Source organism: Rhodococcus sp. A14 (assembly GCF_011603105.1).
Classification (GTDB): Bacteria; Actinomycetota; Actinomycetes; order Mycobacteriales; family Mycobacteriaceae; genus Rhodococcus_F; species Rhodococcus_F opacus.
In genome coordinates, this window is sequence record NZ_JAAOQS010000096.1 from 15,847 (window position 1) to 34,573 (window position 18,727).

Annotated in this window: 16 protein-coding genes; all 16 read left to right on the forward strand. The window is 65.0% G+C overall.

The features are described 5' to 3' along the window. Nucleotides 1–8: 8 nt before the first annotated feature. Nucleotides 9–2,174 carry a 3-hydroxyacyl-CoA dehydrogenase NAD-binding domain-containing protein gene (locus G9373_RS34670; protein WP_167119385.1) on the forward strand — a complete coding sequence of 722 codons (2,166 nt, stop codon included), beginning with the start codon at nt 9–11 and terminating at the stop codon, nt 2,172–2,174. A 9-nt stretch (nt 2,175–2,183) separates the two neighbouring features. Beyond that, nucleotides 2,184–3,188, forward strand: a complete 1,005-nt coding sequence (locus G9373_RS34675; protein ID WP_120660947.1) for a nitronate monooxygenase — start codon at nt 2,184–2,186, stop codon at nt 3,186–3,188. 82 nt (nt 3,189–3,270) lie between these two features. Then, a complete protein-coding gene (locus tag G9373_RS34680; RefSeq protein WP_133984141.1) occupies nt 3,271–3,891 on the forward strand; it encodes a TetR/AcrR family transcriptional regulator in 621 nt (206 codons plus the stop codon). Nucleotides 3,892–4,005: 114 nt separating this feature from the next. After that, nucleotides 4,006–4,938: an oxygenase MpaB family protein gene (locus tag G9373_RS34685; protein WP_133984139.1), complete on the forward strand. Its 933-nt coding sequence runs from the start codon at nt 4,006–4,008 to the stop codon at nt 4,936–4,938. Next, complete coding sequence (locus G9373_RS34690) at nt 4,935–6,440, forward strand: aldehyde dehydrogenase family protein (protein ID WP_133984137.1); 1,506 nt, start codon at nt 4,935–4,937, stop codon at nt 6,438–6,440. The genes G9373_RS34685 and G9373_RS34690 overlap by 4 nt, the downstream gene beginning before the upstream one ends. A gap of 68 nt (nt 6,441–6,508) precedes the next feature. Further along, entirely contained in the window at nt 6,509–8,152 is a 1,644-nt protein-coding gene (locus G9373_RS34695) for a long-chain-fatty-acid--CoA ligase (RefSeq protein ID WP_120661464.1), read from the forward strand. After that, nucleotides 8,149–9,306, forward strand: a complete 1,158-nt coding sequence (locus tag G9373_RS34700) for an acyl-CoA dehydrogenase family protein (RefSeq protein ID WP_167119388.1) — start codon at nt 8,149–8,151, stop codon at nt 9,304–9,306. The genes G9373_RS34695 and G9373_RS34700 overlap by 4 nt, the downstream gene beginning before the upstream one ends. Before the next feature lie 23 nt (nt 9,307–9,329). Next, nucleotides 9,330–10,565 carry an acyl-CoA dehydrogenase family protein gene (locus G9373_RS34705; protein WP_240960903.1) on the forward strand — a complete coding sequence of 412 codons (1,236 nt, stop codon included), beginning with the start codon at nt 9,330–9,332 and terminating at the stop codon, nt 10,563–10,565. Between the two features lie 266 nt (nt 10,566–10,831). Then, nucleotides 10,832–11,455: a TetR/AcrR family transcriptional regulator gene (locus G9373_RS34710; RefSeq protein ID WP_283294903.1), complete on the forward strand. Its 624-nt coding sequence runs from the start codon at nt 10,832–10,834 to the stop codon at nt 11,453–11,455. Between the two features lie 209 nt (nt 11,456–11,664). Continuing rightward, on the forward strand, nt 11,665–12,459 hold the full coding sequence (locus G9373_RS34715) for an ABC transporter permease (protein ID WP_120660953.1): 795 nt from the start codon (nt 11,665–11,667) through the stop codon (nt 12,457–12,459). Nucleotides 12,460–12,521: 62 nt separating this feature from the next. Beyond that, nucleotides 12,522–13,343, forward strand: a complete 822-nt coding sequence (locus G9373_RS34720; RefSeq protein WP_120661466.1) for an ABC transporter permease — start codon at nt 12,522–12,524, stop codon at nt 13,341–13,343. Continuing rightward, complete coding sequence (locus G9373_RS34725; RefSeq protein WP_167119394.1) at nt 13,340–14,506, forward strand: MCE family protein; 1,167 nt, start codon at nt 13,340–13,342, stop codon at nt 14,504–14,506. Before G9373_RS34720 ends, G9373_RS34725 begins: the two co-directional genes overlap by 4 nt. Then, complete coding sequence (locus tag G9373_RS34730) at nt 14,503–15,519, forward strand: MCE family protein (RefSeq protein ID WP_167119397.1); 1,017 nt, start codon at nt 14,503–14,505, stop codon at nt 15,517–15,519. Before G9373_RS34725 ends, G9373_RS34730 begins: the two co-directional genes overlap by 4 nt. Continuing rightward, the gene (locus G9373_RS34735) at nt 15,519–16,514 is read left to right on the forward strand and encodes an MCE family protein (RefSeq protein WP_167119400.1); all 996 of its coding nucleotides are present in this window, start codon (nt 15,519–15,521) and stop codon (nt 16,512–16,514) included. Before G9373_RS34730 ends, G9373_RS34735 begins: the two co-directional genes overlap by 1 nt. Then, nucleotides 16,514–17,683, forward strand: coding sequence for an MCE family protein (locus G9373_RS34740; RefSeq protein ID WP_167119403.1), 1,170 nt, complete (start codon nt 16,514–16,516; stop codon nt 17,681–17,683). The genes G9373_RS34735 and G9373_RS34740 overlap by 1 nt, the downstream gene beginning before the upstream one ends. Next, a partial coding sequence (locus tag G9373_RS34745) for an MCE family protein (RefSeq protein WP_167119406.1) occupies nt 17,680–18,727 on the forward strand: 1,048 nt, incomplete at its 3' end. The genes G9373_RS34740 and G9373_RS34745, both read left to right, overlap by 4 nt.

An 18,727-nucleotide genomic window follows, 5' to 3' on the forward strand; every position in this document is an offset into this window, starting at 1 on the left:
AGTACGACATGAGTGAGAACACCATTCGGTGGGATCGGCACGACGACGGCGTGGTGGTCCTGACCCTCGATGACCCGAATCAGTCCGCCAACACCATGAATGCGGACTACCGCCGATCCATGAGCGCGGTCGTCGATCGACTCGAGGCGGAGAGGGACGCAGTCACCGGGGTGGTGATCACGTCCGCGAAGAAGACCTTCTTCGCCGGCGGCGATCTTCACGAGCTGATCGATGCCGGTCCCGAGGATGCCGAGAAGTTCACCGCCTTCGCGGACGGGCTCAAGAGGGACCTGCGCCGGTTGGAGACGCTCGGTCGGCCTGTCGTCGCCGCGCTCAACGGGGCGGCGCTCGGCGGAGGGCTCGAGATCGCCCTCGCTGCCCATCACCGGGTCGCGATCGACGCGAAGGGCGTCGTACTGGGCCTGCCCGAGGTGACCTTGGGACTGCTCCCCGGCGCCGGTGGCGTCATTCGCACGGTGCGGTTGCTCGGTGTGCAGAACGCGCTGACGAACGTGCTGCTGCAGGGGCAACGATTCTCGGCAGCCAAGGCTCGCGAGTTGGGACTGATCGACGCCCTCGTCGCCTCCGCGGATGAGCTGGTCCCTGCCGCGAAGGCATGGATCCATTCTCACCCGGATGCGGTGCAGCCCTGGGATACCAAGGGGTACAAGATTCCGGGCGGCACTCCGTCGAATCCGGCGTTCGCGGCGACACTGCCCGCTCTCCCCGCGACACTGCGCAAACAGCTCAGAGGCGCCCCGGCGCCGGCGCCGCGGGCGATCCTGGCCGCGGCGATCGAGGGAGCCCAAGTCGACTTCGATACCGCAGCCCAGATCGAGACACGGTACTTCGTGTCGCTGGTGACCGGGCAGATCTCGTCCAACATGATCAAGGCGTTCTTCTTCGACATGCAGGCCATCGGTGCAGGCCGCAGTCGTCCCGACGGTGTCCCGACGTTCACCGCGCGCAAGGTCGGTGTGATCGGTGCCGGGATGATGGGCGCTGCGATCGCCTACGTGTCCGCGAAGGCGGGAATCGAGGTGGTCCTCAAGGACGTCACCCTCGACGCCGCCGAACGGGGAAAGAGCTACGCGGAAAAACTCGAGGCGAAGGCCCTTACCCGGGGTGCAACAACTCCCGAGAAATCGCAGGCGCTGCTCGACCTGATCACCCCGACGGCCGACCCGAGCGATTTCGCCGGAGTCGACTTCGTCGTGGAAGCGGTGTTCGAAAGCGTCGACCTCAAGCAGAGCGTGTTCCAACAGATCCAGGACGTCGTCGCCGACAAGGCGGTACTGGGATCGAACACCTCGACACTGCCGATCACCACCCTGGCCGAGGGGGTGAAGAATCAGACGGACTTCATCGGCATCCACTTCTTCTCACCCGTGGACAAGATGCCGCTGGTGGAGATCATCACGGGGAAGAACACCTCCGATCAGACCCTGGCTCGGGCGTTCGACTTCACCCAGCAGATCCGCAAGACCCCGATCGTCGTCAACGACAGCCGCGGATTCTTCACCACCCGCGTCATCGTCACCTTCGTCAACGAGGCCATCGCCGCCGTCGCCGAAGGCGTCGATCCTGCCACCGTCGAGCAGGCCGCGTTGCAGGCCGGATACCCGGCGCCGCCGCTGCAACTGGTGGACGAACTGACCACCACCCTGGTCCAGAAACTGCGCATCGAGACCAAGACCGCGGTCGAGGCGGCCGGGGGCACCTGGCGGACCCACGGCAGTGAGGTGGTCATCGACCGGCTCGTCGACGAATTCAATCGCCGGGGCCGCACCGCCGGAGCCGGCTTCTACGACTACGACGACGCCGGCACCCGCACGCAGATCTGGCCCGGGCTGCGGGAGGCGTTCGAATCCGGCAGTTCCGAGATCTCGTTCCTCGACCTGCAGGAGCGCATGCTCTTCGCCGAAGCCCTCGAGACCGTACGGACCTTCGACGAAGGAGTGATCACCTCGGTCGCGGACGCGAACATCGGCTCCCTGCTGGGTATCGGCTTCCCCGCCTGGACCGGAGGCGTCGTCCAGTACATCAACGGCTACACCGGCGGGCTGCCCGGCTTCGTCGCCCGCGCCCGACAACTCGCCGCGCAGTACGGCGATCACTTCACCCCACCGGACTCGCTCGTCGCGAAAGCCGAGCGCGGCGAGACCTACGAATAGGAGCGTGGCATGAGCAGTGTGTTGAGAACCAAGTTCACCGACGCCTTCGGCGTCGAGCACCCGGTGGTCCAGGGCGGTATGCAGTGGGTCGGCCGCGCCGAACTCGCGGCCGCGGTGTCCGAGGCGGGCGGCCTCGGCATGATCACCGCGTTGACCCAGCCCACCCCGGCGGACCTGGTCAAGGAGATCGAGCGGGCACGACGCCTGACGGACAAGCCCTTCGGCGTCAACCTGACCATCCTGCCGTCGATCACCCCGCCACCGTATGACGAGTACCGCCGTGCCATCGTCGATGCGGGGGTGACCATCGTCGAAACCGCCGGCTCGAACCCCGAACCACACATGAACCTGTTCAAGGAGCACGGCATCAAAGTGCTCCACAAGTGCACGAGTGTGCGCCATGCCCTCAAAGCCGAACGGGTGGGCGTAGACGGAGTCAGCATTGACGGTTTCGAGTGTGCTGGTCACCCCGGTGAGGACGACGTGCCGGGCCTGATCCTCATCCCGGCGGCCGCCCGCCAACTATCCATCCCGATGATCGCCTCCGGCGGCTTCGCGGACGGCCGCGGGCTGGCGGCGGCCCTGGTGCTCGGCGCCGACGGCGTCAACATGGGAACGCGGTTCATGTGCACCGAGGAATCCCCGATCCACCCCTCCATCAAGGACACCATCGTCGCCTCCGACGAGCGGGACACCGAACTGATCTTCCGACCGCTGCGCAATACCGCTCGCGTCGCGAGCAACACCGTCAGCCGCGAAGTCGTCGACATCCTCGACAAGGGCGGCCAGTTCCCCGACGTGAAGGACCTGGTGGCCGGCGCGCGCGGACGCCGGGTGTACGAACTCGGCGACCCGGAGGCGGGCATCTGGACGGTCGGGATGGTGCAGGGGCTCATCGACGACATCCCCACCGCGGGGGATCTCGTTCGCCGCATCGTCCGCGAGGCGATGATCGAGCTGGTGCGCGTGCGAACACTCTTCGGCGGCGAGGTCCTCGAATCGGCATCGGCGTAGGCGGACGCATGGGTGGCCGACCATCGCGGTCGGCCACCGGCGCGCTGTCCACCGCGACGATCCTGCCGCATCGGACAACCGTGTGGCAGGCCTGAAACGCCACCGAGTCGGAGCGCGCGATGCCAGGACGAGGATCCTCGACGCGGCCGTGGAAGTGCTGTGCACTCACGGATACGCCGCGGCCACGACGCTGCGCATCCAGCACGCCGCCGGCGTCACCCGAGGCTGCCTGCTGCATCATTTTCCTTCTCGCGATCGACTGTTGATCGCGGCGGTCCAGCACCTGGCCCGGGCCCGCATCGCCGGGCTCCGCACGTTGCCGCCCTGGCCCGCCGATCCGGCCGGACGGGTCCGGCTCGCGGTCGACACGATGTGGGCAACCTTCTATCAGCCGTACTTCTGGGCGGCGACCGAGCTGTGGCTGGCCGGGCGCTCCAACGAACCGCTGCGGCAGGCACTCACCCCCGAGGAGCGCCGCCTGGGTCTGTTGGCCCGTGAGGCAGCCGACCTGTGCTTCGGCCCGGACCTGTCGGGCCGGCAGCACTATCGTCTGGTTCGGGAGCAGTTGATCACCATGATGCGGGGCGTGGCGCTGACCTACGCGTTCGACCCGAAACCCCCGTCGTACGAGCCTCACCTCGACCACTGGCGGCGGTTCGCGGCCACCTTGCTGGTGACCGACATCGGCGACGCTCGACCCTGATCTACCCCCACCCAAAGACGGTCAGCCTTGACTGGTTAATGCTATACACATTAAACTCGACCCAGTGAACTGCCTCACAGAATGTGAGGTCGACGCCAATCCAACGAGGTGGGCATGAGCCGCAATCCATGGCTGACGCAAATCCGGCGCCTGGACCCCGAGCGAGACTACGAGGAAATATTCCGCCTGCACTTCTCCCATGAATTCCCATGGGATTCGGTCCAGGCGCTGAGTTTCGCGCTGTTCCGCACATACGCGGTCCCGAGCATCGGTGAACTGCTCGACAAGACCGGAGAATTCGGTGACCGGGTGCAAAAGCGCTACGACGACACCAACCTGCTGATGGACCAGGTCGTCGAGTCCGGCTTCACCGGAAGCGGTCGCGCCGCGATCCGCCGGATCAACCAGATGCACGGCAGCTACGACATCTCGAACGAGGACTTCGTCTACGTCCTCGCCACATTCGTCGTCGTACCGATCCGCTGGTTGCAGAAGTTCGGCTGGCGGTCGTTGACCGAGAACGAGATTCGATCCACCGTCCTGTACTACCGGGAATTCGGCCGCCACATGGGCTTGAAGGGTGTTCCGGAGGATTACGCAGGATTCGCGGCGCTACTCGATGAGTACGAACGCGATCACTTCGCGTTCAGCGCCGGCGGCAAGGCCGTGGCCGATTCCACCCTCGATCTGCTTTCCACGTTCCCGCCGTACCGTTTCCTGCCGAAGTCGGTGGTTCACCGCTTCGCCTACGCGCTGATGGACGAGCCGCTACTCGACACCTTCGGGTATCCGACGCCGTCACGTCTCGAACGGCTGGGCGCCGAGGGTGCGTTGAAACTGCGCGGACGGTTTGTTCGATTCCTCCCGCCTCGGCTGCGGCCGTTCCGAGCCAGAGACCAGCGGGGGGTCCGTAGCTATCCCAACGGGTACCGCATCGAGGAGCTGGGCACGTTCCCGCGGGGATGCCCCGTCGCCCACACGGCACCGAAACAACACGAGCACTCGCACGAATCACTGCACTCGCCTGCTCTGGAGGACAGCAAATGAGCACCCGCACCGCCGCCCCTGCGCTGGCACCGGCTGCCCTCGCGGACGAAGTGACGTGGGCGACTGCCGAGCAGGTGACGAACCGTGCGGCATCACTTCGGGCAGCGCAGCGCGATTGGGAGCGCAGCGGCGCGCGCGAACGCGCCAGTTTTCTGGCGCTGTTCGGTCGGTGGCTGTCGGCGAATCGAGCCGAACTCGAGGAGTCGATGATCTCCGAGACCGGCAAATCGCAGTGTGACGCGGCCCTGGAGATACCTCTTGCGTTGCAGCTGATCTCGTACTACTGCCGCCACGCCGCGCGGTTCCTGGCACCGGAGAGGCGCAGGTCCTCGTCGATGATGTTCGCGAACAAGCGGGTCACCGTGCTACGCAGCGCCCAACCCGTGGTCGGGATCATCAGCCCATGGAATTACCCCGTGGCCAATCCGCTGATGGATGCGATCCCCGCCCTGGCCGCCGGGTGCGCCGTCTTGATCAAACCGTCCGAATTGACACCGGTCACCATCGATCGGATCGCCGAGGGCTGGCGCACACTCGGTGGACCCGACGTCTTCGCGGTCGTGCAGGGTGGCGCCGACATCGGCGAGTCGGTGATCGATGAGGCGGACTTCGTCCAGTTCACCGGGTCGAGCCGGACCGGCCGGGCGATCCTCGCACGAGCCGCGCAGACCCTCACACCGGTCAGCCTCGAACTCGGGGGCAAGGATCCCATGCTGGTACTGGCGGACGCCGATCTCGAACGCGCCGCGAACGCCGCGGTATGGGGTGCGATGTTCAACGCCGGTCAGACCTGCGTCGCGGTCGAGCGCGTCTACGTCGAGGCGCCGGTCTACGACGCCTTCGTCGACAAGGTCGTCGCCAAGACCAGGGCGTTGACGCTGGCCAACGGAGTCAGCGGCACGCGGGCCGACATCGGTGCCCTTATCGACGAACGGCAACTCGCCATCGTCGACAAACACGTCCAGCAGGCTCTCGCCGCGGGCGCCCGGGCTCTCACCGGCGGATCGAGAGGCGGGAACGATGCCAAGGGGTTCCCCTACTACGAGCCGACTGTCCTCGTCGACGTCGACCACAGCATGGACTGCATGACCGAAGAAACGTTCGGCCCGACGCTGCCGATCATGCGCGTGGAGGACGAACGCGAGGCCATACGGCTGGCCAACGATTCCCCCTACGGACTCTCGGCCTCGGTCTGGACGAAAGATCTCGACCGCGGTCACGCCGTCGCCCGGGAACTGGCGTGCGGTGCGGTCAACGTCAATGACGTGATCATCAACATGCTCTCGACCACCGCCCCGCAGAGCGGCTGGAAGACCTCCGGAATCGGAGCCCGGTTCGGCGGGGCGGCCGGGTTGCACAAATTCTGCCGCACCGAATCTGTCGTCACCTCGCGGGGCCCGTTGAAATCCGAACCCATGTGGTACAGCGTTCCCCGCTCGGTCCGGTCCGTCGGCGCCCGTGCGCTCGCGCTCGATGCACTCGCCAAGATTCGGCACCTTTGACCCTCGGTACGGAACCGGTCCCCGACCCGCCGTACCCGTTCCCCCACAAACAGAAAGCCACCGCTCACATGGTTCAAGAGAGCAACGCGCAGCCCGTCACACACGGCGCGCAGTTCGATGGTCTGCGTGCGGCTCGCGAAACCACGTGGGCCACCCAATTGACCAGACACGCCGGATGCACACCTGACGCGGTCGCTATCCGGTTCGACGGTCGATCGATCACCTGGAGGCAGCTGCGAGATCGCGTCGCGCAGCTCGCGCTCTGGTTCGTCGACCACGGTATCGAGCCCGGGGACCGAGTCGCACTGTTACTGGGAAATCGGCCGGAGTTTCTCGAGACCCTCTACGCGGCGACCTCGCTCGGCGCCATCGCGGTGCCGGTGAACTTCCGATTGGCCTCGGACGAGGTGGGATTCATTCTCGCCGACAGCGGCGCGAAGGTCATCGTGACCGAAGCAGCGTTCGAACCGCTGGTCACCGCGGCGCTGACCGACCTCACCGCGGCCCCCACCGCACTGGTCGCCGGTGCGCGGGCGGCGGATGCGACAAGGATCGACAGAGCATTCGAATACCACGAAGCCGTATCGAAATCCGGTGCGCCCGAGCAACCCCTGGGGTCGGGATCCGGTCAGGACGCGGCCGCGATCATGTACACCTCCGGCACCACGGGACATCCCAAAGGCGCTGTACTGACTCATGCGAACTTCCAAGCAGTTACCGACACCATGATTCGCGCCTGGCGACTGTTCGAGGACGGCGAGATCACACTGGCCGCCACACCCCTGTTCCACATCGGCGGCCTCGGGGCGATCAACGGTCCCTTCGCCACCGGAGCCACCATCGTCATCGCCCCAACCGCCGCCTTCGACCCGAACACGACGCTCGACCTGATCGCTGCTGAAAACGTCACCTCGACCTTCATGGTGCCCGCCCAGTGGCAAGCACTCTGCGCCGCCCCGGACGCGGCGACGAAGGCCGCGACACTGCGCACGCTGGCCTGGGGAGCTGCACCGGCCACCCACGATCTGCTGGCCGCGATGTCACGGATATTCCCGCACGCCAACATCACCGCGGTATTCGGTCAAACGGAGATGGCACCGGTGACCTGCGTGATGACCGGCGACGATTCGATCCGCAAGACCGGGTCGGTCGGGCGGCCGGCGTTCAACGTCTCGATCCGCGTGGTCGACGAGCAGATGAGAGACGTCGCGACCGGCGAAATCGGAGAAATCGTCTACCGCGGCCCCAACCTCATGCGTGAATACTGGAACAACCCGGACGCCACCAAGGCCGCCTTCGACGGAGGCTGGTTCCACTCCGGTGACCTCGTCCGATGCGACGACGAGGGGTACGTCTACGTCGTCGACCGCAAGAAGGACATGATCATCTCCGGCGGGGAGAACATCTACTCCGCGGAAGTGGAGAACGCGCTCGCCTGGCATCCCCGTGTTCGGGAGATCGCCGTGATCGGGCGGCCGGATCCGAAGTGGGGCGAAAGCGTCGTCGCCCTGGTCGTCCCCGCCGACCCCGACGCTCCACCGACACTGGCGGAGCTGGTCGAGTTCTCGCGAGAAACACTCGCGTCGTACAAGAAGCCGCGCGAACTGGTGCTCCTGGACGAGCTGCCGCGCAACGCTACCGGAAAGGTGATCAAGAACGTGCTCCGATCTCATGTGGAATCTCTCGCCGGCACCGTAGGTGGTGGCCGATGAGTACCAGCGCACCCCGACCCATCTTCGATGACGAACACGAGCAGCTTCGCGACACCACGCGACGGTTCGTCCACACCAAGGTTCTGCCGCATCTGGACAAGTGGGAACAGGACGGCCAGGTCGATCGCACGATCTATCAGGACGCCGCCGAAGCCGGGTTGATCGGCTTCTCGATTCCCGAAGAATACGGCGGAGCCGGGGTCGTCGACTTCCGATTCAACGCCGTCATCGGCGAAGAGTTCGCGCGTGCCGGCGCCTCCACCGTGGGCATGGGGATCACCCTGATCAACGACATCGTGCTGCCCTACTTCCTGGAACTGACCAACGACGAGCAGAAACAACGCTGGCTGCCGGGAATCGCGAGCGGCGAGAAGGTGATCGCGGTGGCCATGACCGAACCCGGCGCCGGCAGCGACCTCGCCGGGATCCGCACGTCGGCGAAACGGTCGGGCGACCACTATGTCGTCGACGGTGCGAAGACCTTCATCTCCAACGGTCAGCACGCCGACCTCGTGGTCGTCGTCTGCCGCACCGACGCCCACCCGCACAAGGGGCTGTCCCTGCTGGTCGTCGAAGACGGCACCGAGGGCTTCAGCCGGGGACGGAACCTGCGCAAGGTGGGCCTGCACGCGCAGGACACCAGCGAGCTCTCGTTCACCGATGCCCGGGTCGACGCACGGAATCTGCTCCGCGAGGAGGGATCGGCCTTCTACAGCCTGATGGGAAATCTTCCCCAGGAACGGCTGACGATCGCGGTGAACGCGGTGGCCTCGATCGAGGGAAACCTCGCGCGCACCATCGAGTACGTCAAGGAACGTCGAGCGTTCGGGCAGCCGATCGGGTCGTTCCAGAACAGCAAATTCCTGCTCGCCGACCTGGCCACACAGAGGGACGTCGCACGCATCTTCATCGATGACTGCATTCGCCGGCACACCGCCGGTGAACTCACCGCGGCGCAGGCCGCGGCCGCCAAGCTGTGGACCACCGAACTGCAGGTCACAGTCGCCGACCGGTGTGTGCAGCTCCACGGTGGCTACGGGTACATGGCCGAATATCAGGTCGCCCGCGACTTCACCGACGCCCGGATCCAGACGATCTACGGCGGAACTTCGGAGATCATGAAGGAAATCGTTGGAAAGTCTCTCGGGCTGTGAGTCTTTCGGAAAGTCAGGTACTGATGGATACCATCGTCGCCGAGCAGGACGTCTCCCGGACCCAGGACCGGATGTGGCACGACACGTGGGTGCCGCAGGAGACGGTCGAGTTGCGTGCTCGAGCCCGCAGGGCCGTGGAAGAGAAGCTCGCACCGGTCGCACGCCGCATCGGATCGCAGGAAGAGGCCGCCGAGAACTTCCCGTGGGATGCCTTCCGCGGGCTCGCCGATTCGGGTTTGTTCGGTGTGCCCTTCGCCGCCCCGCTCGGCACCGGCCTCGAGTACCCCATGCTCGGAACCTGCACCGTCACCGAAGAGATCGCGTACCACTCGTCGTCGATGGCCGGGGTGTACGACGGCCAGTGCATCCTCGTCCCGCAGGCCCTGAGCTTCGCGTCCGACGAGCTGCGCACACGGCTGCTTCCGAAGTTGATCTCGGGACACGAAGCATTCTCCTTCGCCACCACCGAACCCGATGCCAGTAGCGACCTGTCGATCGACGCGCTGCAAACCGTCGCCGTCGAGACCGACACCGGATTCGTGGTCAACGGACGGAAGCGGTGGATCACCAACAGCGTCGTGGCGACCTGGGCGGCCGTTCTCGTCCGGACCGGTGAGCGGATGAACATGCTGCTGGTCGACCTGCATTCGCCGGGTGTGCGGGTGGGTGCGCCCGACTTGAAAATGGGACATCGCGGACAGCTGACCGCCGACATCGTCTTCGACGACGTCGTCGTCCCCCGCGAGCATCTCCTCGGCGCTCCGGGAGCCGGCCTGTCGGTGGCGCTGTCGTGTCTGACCCGAGGTCGCATCGGTATCGGCGCCGCCGGAGTCGGGGTGGCGCAAGCGGCGGTCGACCTTGCGGTCCACCGGTTGCGCACTCGCCAACTCTTCGGCGGACCACTCGGCAAGATGCAGTACTGGCAGTTCAAGATGGCCGAGAGGGCCACCGAAATCGAGTGCGCGCGACTGCTGTACCAGAAGGCGGCCACTCGACTCGACCGCGGTGACCGCACCGCCGAGCCGGAGGCGGCAATGGCCAAGGCCTTCGGCACACGGATCGCCGTCGACACGGTCCGAGACGCCCTCCAGATCCACGGCGGATACGGATTCGCTCGGCAGGTCGCCGAAACCGGCGAATCGGTGCGCCTGGAAGAGTTGTACCGAGACGCGAAGATCCTCGAAATCTTCGAGGGCGCGAACGAACTGCAGCAATGGGTCATTGCACGGAACCTGATCGGCCGAGACATCACCGGCTGATCGATCCTCCCGGACGCGGAAAGGAGAAGGCCGAACTGCATGAACCATGTGGACGACCTCCCCGCCGGCGTCGCCCGTCGGCTCGCCGCACCCGGTCGACGGGGGAGCGAACACCGAGCGCCCCTCGTCGGCTGCGCCGCGGTCATGAGAAACTAGTCACGTCCGACTGATCTAACCCCTGTGGGACGGCGCATCGTCCCGCGGAACACTGCGAGGCGAGGTTTTTCGTGAGCGTCCCATCGAGAACGCCGGCCACAGGCACGGGTGTGAAACCCAAGCGTGCCGAACAAGAGCGGAGCCGACTGGCCAAGCGCCGGATCCTCGATGCGGCCGTGAAGGTCCTGGTCGACGAGGGATACTCGAACGCGACAACGCTGCGGATCCAGAAAGAGGCCGGCGCCTCACGCGGGGGCCTGCTGCACCATTTCCCGTCCCGGGACGCGCTCCTCATCGCCTCGGTCCATCATCTCGCCGCAGAGCGCTTCCGCGATCTCGGTACCCGTACCGATTGGCCTGAGGACCCGCGGGAGCGGATCTCCGACGCGGTGGAGACCATGTGGGCGACCTACGCGCAGCCCTACTTCTGGGCATCGATCGAACTGTGGGTCGCCGCCCGCTCCCATGAGGAACTACGGGTCGCACTGTTGCCGGAGGAGCAGGTGTTGGGTGCGTTGGTGCGCGCCTCGACCGATGTGTTCTTCGGGGCCGAATTGTGCGGGCATTCAACGTATCCGATGGTGCGCGAGTTGCTGAACACCAGCATGCGCGGCGTCGCCATGACCTACGCGCTCGAGCCGCGAGACCATCGCAAAGACCCCCACCTGCGGGACTGGAAGACCATTGCCTGGTCGATGCTCCTCCCTGGTGAAATGAGCACCCAGAACAGTTAGTCGGTCAGTCTTGACTGTTTAATTTCTGGTCGCTACTGTAGGTCGTATCGGTGATGGCGATCACAGCGCGCCGATACGGAACCAGTCACCGCCGAACTCACCAGTTCTTCCTCAGGGACTGCTCGACAAGCCCAACACGCCGGGGGAGTCGGCTTGTCGTGTCCCTGGTGCGCGGTGCAATCGGCTGCAGAAGAGCGATGGGACGGGCGATGTCTGCCTTGGAGAAAACAGTCAGTAACGGCATACGCATACTCGCCCAATCCTCACGTACCGCGCCGCGGACGGTCGGGGCGTTCTACGCCACCGCCCTCGAGACGTTTCGTCTGACGGCCAAACGCCCGTTTCAGTTCCGGGAGTTCGTGGCGCAGGCGTGGTTCATCGCCAGTGTGTCGATCGTGCCCACCCTGCTGATGGCCGTTCCGCTGTGCGTGATGGTGGTCTTTCAGATCAACGTCCTGCTCAACGAAATCGGCGCGATAGACCTCAGCGGCGCCGGCGCCGGGGTGGCGGTCATCCGGGAGATCGGTCCGGTGGTCACCGTGCTGGTCGTCGCCGGTGCCGGAGCGACCGCGATCTGCGCAGACCTGGGCTCGCGCACCATCCGCGAGGAGATCGACGCCATGGAGGTGCTCGGAATCAATCCGATCCACCGGCTCGTGGTCCCGCGGGTTCTCGCCTCGACCCTCGTGGCCCTGTTCCTCAACGGGCTGGTAACTGCCGTCGGTCTCACCGGTGGCTACCTGTACGCGGTGTTCCTGCAGGGAGCGACCCCGGGTCAGTTCGTCACGGCGATCTCCATCCTCACCGGGATCGGTGACCTGATGATCAGCGAACTCAAAGCCGCGATCTTCGGACTGCTCGCCGGACTTGTCGCCTGCCACCTGGGTTTGTCGGTCAAGGGCGGACCCAAGGGGGTCGGCGATGCGGTCAATCAGACCGTCGTCGTCAGCTTCATGCTGCTCTTTCTCGCCAACGCCATCATCACAACCCTGTCAGTGCACTAAAACATCGAGACCTCGGAGTCAACGTGCCATCCTTACCTTCACGGGACCTTCTCGGCCACAGCATCGCGGTCACCGTCGCGCGACCTGTCACCGGACTGGCCGACCTGGGGGCGCAACTCAGGTTCTACGCGACCAGCGTCGCCTGGATCCCGCTTACCCTGCGACGCTATCGACGCGAGGTCGTGCGGCTGATCGCCGAAGTCGGCCTCGGCACCGGCGCCCTGGCGGTCATCGGCGGAACCGTCGTGATCATCGGATTTCTCACTGCCGCAGCAGGTTATGAGGTCGGACAGCAGGGGAGCAGCTCCCTGGGGCGCGTCGGAGTAGAAGCCATGTCCGGGTTCATCTCGGCGTTTTTCAACACCCGAGAGGCCATTCCGGTCATCGCGGGTGTGGCCTTGACCGCCACCGTGGGGGCCGGATTCACCGCACAGCTCGGGGCGATGCGCGTCAGTGAGGAAATCGACGCACTGGAAGTGATGTCGGTGCCCTCACTGCCCTACCTGGTGACCACCCGCATCCTCGCCGGACTGGTCGCGATCGCCCCGCTGTATGGGATCGCACTGTTCATGGGTTTCGCCTCTACCGAATTCGTCTCGGTTGTCCTGTCCGACCAGTCCCGCGGAACCTACAGCCACTACTTCAATGTCTTCCTGGTGCCCACCGACGTGCTGTGGTCCCTGTTCAAGGTGCTGGCGATGTCAGTGGTGATCATGTGTGTGCACTGCTATCACGGCTACACCGCCTCCGGCGGGCCGGCCGGGGTCGGGGTTGCGGTAGGACGGGCAGTGCGCACATCGTTGATCGCGATCATGGTGATCGACCTGATCATCGGAATCGCCATCTACGGCGGTGTCAACGCGACCGTGCGGGTGTCCGGATGATCAACTCGCACAAAAAGGATCGACGACTCAACGCCCTGTTCGGGTTCGTGCTCATCCTTCTCCTGGTCCTCGTCACCGTCGTCGCGGTAGGCCGGTATCGCGGTGCGTTCACCGCCGCCGTCCGAGTCGATCTCATCTCGGACCGTGCCGGCTTGCTGATGGACGCCGGCTCCGACGTCAAGGTCTCGAATGTGGTGGTCGGAAGGGTTGCCTCGGTCGCATTGACCGACAACCACGCCGTCATCGCGATGGATCTTCAACCCGATCAAGTAGCGAAGATCCCCGCCAACGTAGGCGCCCAGATCGCCCCCACCACTCTGTTCGGCCGCAAGTTCGTGTCGCTGACCTGGCCCGATCAGCCCTCCAGCATCACCCTCGCGCAACGACCGTTGATCGACACCGCAAAAGTCACAGTCGAAGTCAACGATGCGTTCGACGCGCTGCTGGGTGTACTCGACCACATCGAGCCGCAGAAGGTGAACGGCACCCTCGGCGCAGTGGCGACGGCATTGTCCGGTCGCGGTCACAAGTTCGGAGACCTGATGGTGGATGTGGACCACTACCTGGCCGACTTCAACGGATCGATCCCCACCCTGCAACGCGATGTGCCCCTGCTGGCCGACAACCTCGACACCTTCACCTCCGTGACACCGGAGTTCCTGGCCACCGTCGATCATCTGTCGAGCACGAGCCGCACGATCGTCGAGAAGCAGGCCCAGCTCAGTGCCTTCTTGATGAGTTTCACCGAACTCGGAAACGTCGGCGACTCCTTTCTCGCGGACTCCGAGCAACCCGTCATTCAAGCTCTCGATGCGCTCGCGCCGACCTCGAACCTGCTCGGCGAGTACGCCCCGTCCTACCCGTGCTTCTTCGCCAGCCTCAACCAGTCCCGCCGCTACCTCGAGCGCGGCTTCGGAGGGGACCGGCCCGGCCTCAATATCCTGGGAACAATTCTGATGGGCGATCCGCCGTACACCTACCCCGAGGACCTGCCCGAGAACGGCGCCGACGGTCCCGCCCAGTGCTACTCCTACGGCGCGGGAAACCCACCGCCCGGACACACCCCCTTCGACGTCGGCACCCGGGTGTACGACCCGGTGCAGACCCCAGGAGACCTGCTCGGTAATCCGTTTGCCTCCCTGATCTACGGACTGACCCGATGAACGCGCGCCACCCAGGACTGAAGTTGACCGTGTTCATCGCCGTGACCTCGCTGATCACCGCTGCGCTGGTGATGGTGGTCGGAGACATCCGCCTAGGCCCGTCCCGGACCTACTCGGCCCTGTTCGCCAGCGCCTCCGGACTCAAGAGCGGCGACGACGTCAAGGTGTCGGGGGTCCCGGTCGGCAAGGTCAGCGATGTGCAGCTCGCGGCCACCGATTCAGTGTCCGAAGTCTCGTTCTCCATGTCCGAGGACATTGCGCTGTCACTGACGTCGACCGCCGCGATCAAATACAAGAACCTGATCGGTGACCGATACCTGGAGCTGACCGTCTTGCCGGACGGCCGTTCACCCCGAGGGGAACACGACCCGATTCCGGTCGCCCAGACCACAGCCGCACTCGACATCGATACCCTGGTCAACGGATTCCGGCCCCTGTTGGAGGGACTCGACCCAGATCAGACCAACCGCCTCTCCGCCTCGATCATCGAGGTACTCAACGGCCGGCAGGAGAGCATAGGCACTCTCGTCGAGCAGCTCGGCTCACTCGGTAACGCGCTCGCCGATCGCGACGAGGTGATCGGCAACACCGTCGACAATCTCAATACGGTATTGACGACCGTCGACGGCCGCAGAGACCAATTCGGTACCCTCGTCACCGAACTGCAGCAACTGACCACCGGTCTGTCCGTGGATCGCGACACGCTCACCCGGGCACTCGAACAACTGGACAACGCGAGCGCGGAAACGCAATCAGTGCTCGAACAAGCCAGGCCCCCGCTGCAGGCGGACATCGAACAGCTGTCTCGGACCGCCGCGAACCTGAACTCGCGTACCGACACCCTGAACCTGACCCTGGGCAAGCTGCCGGAGATGTATCGGCTGGTGGGTCGCAACACCGGATACGGCAGCTTCCTGAACTTCTTCGTCTGCGGTCTCGCCATCCGCTATCCCGGGCTCAACGGCCCCGAGACGACACCCATGTTCACCGCCCCCGCAGAGAGGTGCAAGTGATGGCGACGAAGTCGTTCAAAGAACGCAACCCCCTTCACCTCGGACTGATCGGCACGGCTGTCATCGCGGTGCTCATGGTCGCCGTGTTCAACTACCAGGCAATACCTTTCCTGACCGGGGCACGAACGGTGACGGGCGAGTTCGCCGACGCCAGCGGCCTCGCCGCGGGCGATCACGTGCAGATCGGCGGCGTCGAGATAGGCGAGGTCGAATCGATCACCCTGCGCCCGAACCATGTCGATATCGAGCTGAGAATCGATCCACACGGGCGAACACTCGGAGCCCGAACACACGCGGCGATCAAGGTCGAAACGGCGCTCGGCCGGCGCTACGTCGAACTCACCCCAGACGGGGACGGCGAGCTCGGAGACACGATCCCCGCCGACCGCACCACCTCCGGATTCGACATCACCGATTCCCTCTCCCGCGTCACCGAAACCCTGGAGGGAACCGACAAATCAACCGCCTCGCAGGCATTGACCAGTATCTCCGAACTGATGAATGCGTTGCCGGACAACCTGAAACAGTCTTCGGACGGCATCGCCCGGATCGCCGATACGGTCTCGTCCCGAGACACGCAGATCCGGCAGCTACTGGACCTGTCGACCTCGGTGTCCGGTGTCCTGTCCGAGCGCAACAACAACCTCACCGCACTGATCACCGACGGTGAAACGCTGTTCGCGGCACTCAACGACCGCGCCGCCACGATACACAGCCTGCTCGTCCAGGTCCGCGCCGTCAGCGAACAGATCCGCGGCGTGGTTGCCGACAACCGCGAGAGCACCGCGCCCATGCTCGCAGAACTCGACACGGTGCTGACCACGTTGAACCAGAATTACACGAATATCGACAACGCCATCACCGGGCTGCGCCCCTTCGTGACCCAACTCGGTGAGGTGGTCGGCAGCGGCCCCTTCTTCGGCGTCCTGTTGCAGAACATTGCACCGGCCAACCTTCGTGGCCAAATGCCCGGAAGCCCAGGAGGAGTGAACTGATGACCACCCGCACCCGGCACCTGGCACGGCGAATCCCCACCCCGGGAAAGGCGCTCGCGGCACTACTGCTTTTCGCGGTGATCTCGACCACCGTCGCGGCGATCGCCACCCGCGATTCGACGCTCCACATCACCGCCTACTTCCGCAACTCGATCGGGCTCTACGAAGGAGACCGCGTGACGATTCGCGGGGTCCCCGTCGGCACCGTCGATGCGATCGACCCGATGGGGGACCAGGTGCGCGTCACGCTCACCGTCACCGGCGATCACCCCGTCCCGGCAGACGCCGGCGCCGCGATCATCGCTCCGACGCTGGTCACCGGACGATACGTGCAGCTCGCACCAACCTATGGCGGTGGCGCCCGCCTCGAGGACGGAGCCGAAGTTCCCCTCGAGAAGACCGCGGTGCCAGTCGAATACGACCAACTCAAGAAGCAACTGACCGACCTGTCCACCGAACTGGGCCCGCAAGGCTACAACGCCGACGGTTCACTGAGCGAGCTGGTGGCGTCCACCGGGAGGGCACTGGACGGAAACGGGCAGAGCCTCAAACTGGCGTTGTCCAACGTCTCGGCCGCAATGCAGACACTCTCCGACGGCGGCCCGGACCTGTTCAGCACCGTCCGAAACCTGCAGGTGCTCGTCTCCGCGCTCGCGGCCAGTGACCAACAGATCGTCGGCTTCAGCGGCGAACTGCGATCGGTGTCGACGCTGCTCAACAACAACCGGACCGAACTCGACGCGGCATTGGCATCCATCGCGGCCCTGCTCCCCGAAATCCGCGGATACGTCGACGACAACAACGAGGCACTGACCACCGATGTCGAATCCCTCAATTCGATTGCGACCCTGCTGATGAACAAACAGGACAACCTGGCACAAATCTTGCACGTCACCCCGACCGCACTCGCCGACCTCTACAACATCTACGACCCGGCCTCGAACTCACTGACCGGTGCGCTCGCGATCCCCGATCTGCCGGATCCGATGTCCTTCATCTGCGCATTGCTCACCACCGTCGACGCGCCGCAAGAGGAATGCTCCCGCATGAGCGACAAGTTCGGGGACATGTTCGGAGCCGCGGTCCGCGCCGCACAAGGATCCGCGCCCACCGGCCCAGCTCCCAAACTCGGTGAACTGGCCGTCCCCGGATCGGGAGGCACACGATGAACTTGCGCCGCTCACTGGCCGGCATCGTCATGCTCGGCACACTCCTGGCCGTCTCCGGTTGCCGCTTCGACGGCATCAATTCGCTGCCACTGCCCGGCAACGCCAACGACGGCCCGACCTACACCATCACCGTCGAACTGCGCGACGCGCAGAACCTCGTCGGCAACTCCATCGTCAAAGCGGACAACGTCACCGTCGGCACCGTGCGACGAGTGGTGGTGGACGGCCTGATCGCCAAGGCCGTCCTGGACATCGATGACAGCGTCGATCTACCGCGCACCGCGACCGCCCGACTGGCGCAAACCAGCGTCCTCGGCGCCCAATACCTCGAAATCTCCGCACCCCCGAACGGCGACACCACGGAGAAGATGCGTGACGGCGATGTCATAGCGCTCGAAAACTCCGCCGAATACCCCTCGACCGAACAAGTGCTGTCCGCCTTGTCGCTGGTACTCAACGGCAGCGGGCTCGAACAGCTCCGCACCATCATGGCCGAACTCAACGGCGCCGCCGGGGGCCGCGAACAGACCCTCAACCAGTCCCTGGCGCGAATGGAAACCTTCGTCGACGGCCTGGACAGCCAGCGGGGCAACATCGTCCGTGCCATCGACAGCCTCGACCGCTTCTCCCGCGAACTCGCCGGACAGAACACCACGATCGCCACCGGAATCGACGCCATCACCCCGGCCCTGGCAGTCCTCGACGAACAACGGGTCCAGCTGACACAGATGCTCGACAGTATGGGCCGCTTCGGCGACCGGGCCCGCATCGTCCTCAACAGCAGCCGCGACGATCTCCTCTCGAACCTGCACGATCTCGAGCCCACCCTGACCGAATTGGCGAACTCCGGCACCGACCTACCCGAGTCGCTCGCCGTGGCTGCTTCCTTTCCATTCCCCGTCACCACCGCCGACAAAGGCATGCGAGGGGACTACCTCAACCTGTTCCTCACCCTCGACCTCAGTGCAGAAGCCATCAACAACAAAATCCTCGGAAGCATCCCTGCCGGCGAGCTCGCGCGTGCTGTCCTGCCCAGCCAAGCGG

Coding starts and splice junctions, on each gene's coding strand:
- G9373_RS34725 (WP_167119394.1), top strand. CDS start 13,340: ATGATCAACTCGCACAAAAAGGATCGACGACTCAACGCCCTGTTCGGG.
- G9373_RS34685 (WP_133984139.1), top strand. CDS start 4,006: ATGAGCCGCAATCCATGGCTGACGCAAATCCGGCGCCTGGACCCCGAG.
- G9373_RS34670 (WP_167119385.1), top strand. CDS start 9: ATGAGTGAGAACACCATTCGGTGGGATCGGCACGACGACGGCGTGGTG.
- G9373_RS34675 (WP_120660947.1), top strand. CDS start 2,184: ATGAGCAGTGTGTTGAGAACCAAGTTCACCGACGCCTTCGGCGTCGAG.
- G9373_RS34695 (WP_120661464.1), top strand. CDS start 6,509: ATGGTTCAAGAGAGCAACGCGCAGCCCGTCACACACGGCGCGCAGTTC.
- G9373_RS34715 (WP_120660953.1), top strand. CDS start 11,665: ATGTCTGCCTTGGAGAAAACAGTCAGTAACGGCATACGCATACTCGCC.
- G9373_RS34690 (WP_133984137.1), top strand. CDS start 4,935: ATGAGCACCCGCACCGCCGCCCCTGCGCTGGCACCGGCTGCCCTCGCG.
- G9373_RS34700 (WP_167119388.1), top strand. CDS start 8,149: ATGAGTACCAGCGCACCCCGACCCATCTTCGATGACGAACACGAGCAG.
- G9373_RS34730 (WP_167119397.1), top strand. CDS start 14,503: ATGAACGCGCGCCACCCAGGACTGAAGTTGACCGTGTTCATCGCCGTG.
- G9373_RS34705 (WP_240960903.1), top strand. CDS start 9,330: ATGGATACCATCGTCGCCGAGCAGGACGTCTCCCGGACCCAGGACCGG.
- G9373_RS34735 (WP_167119400.1), top strand. CDS start 15,519: ATGGCGACGAAGTCGTTCAAAGAACGCAACCCCCTTCACCTCGGACTG.
- G9373_RS34740 (WP_167119403.1), top strand. CDS start 16,514: ATGACCACCCGCACCCGGCACCTGGCACGGCGAATCCCCACCCCGGGA.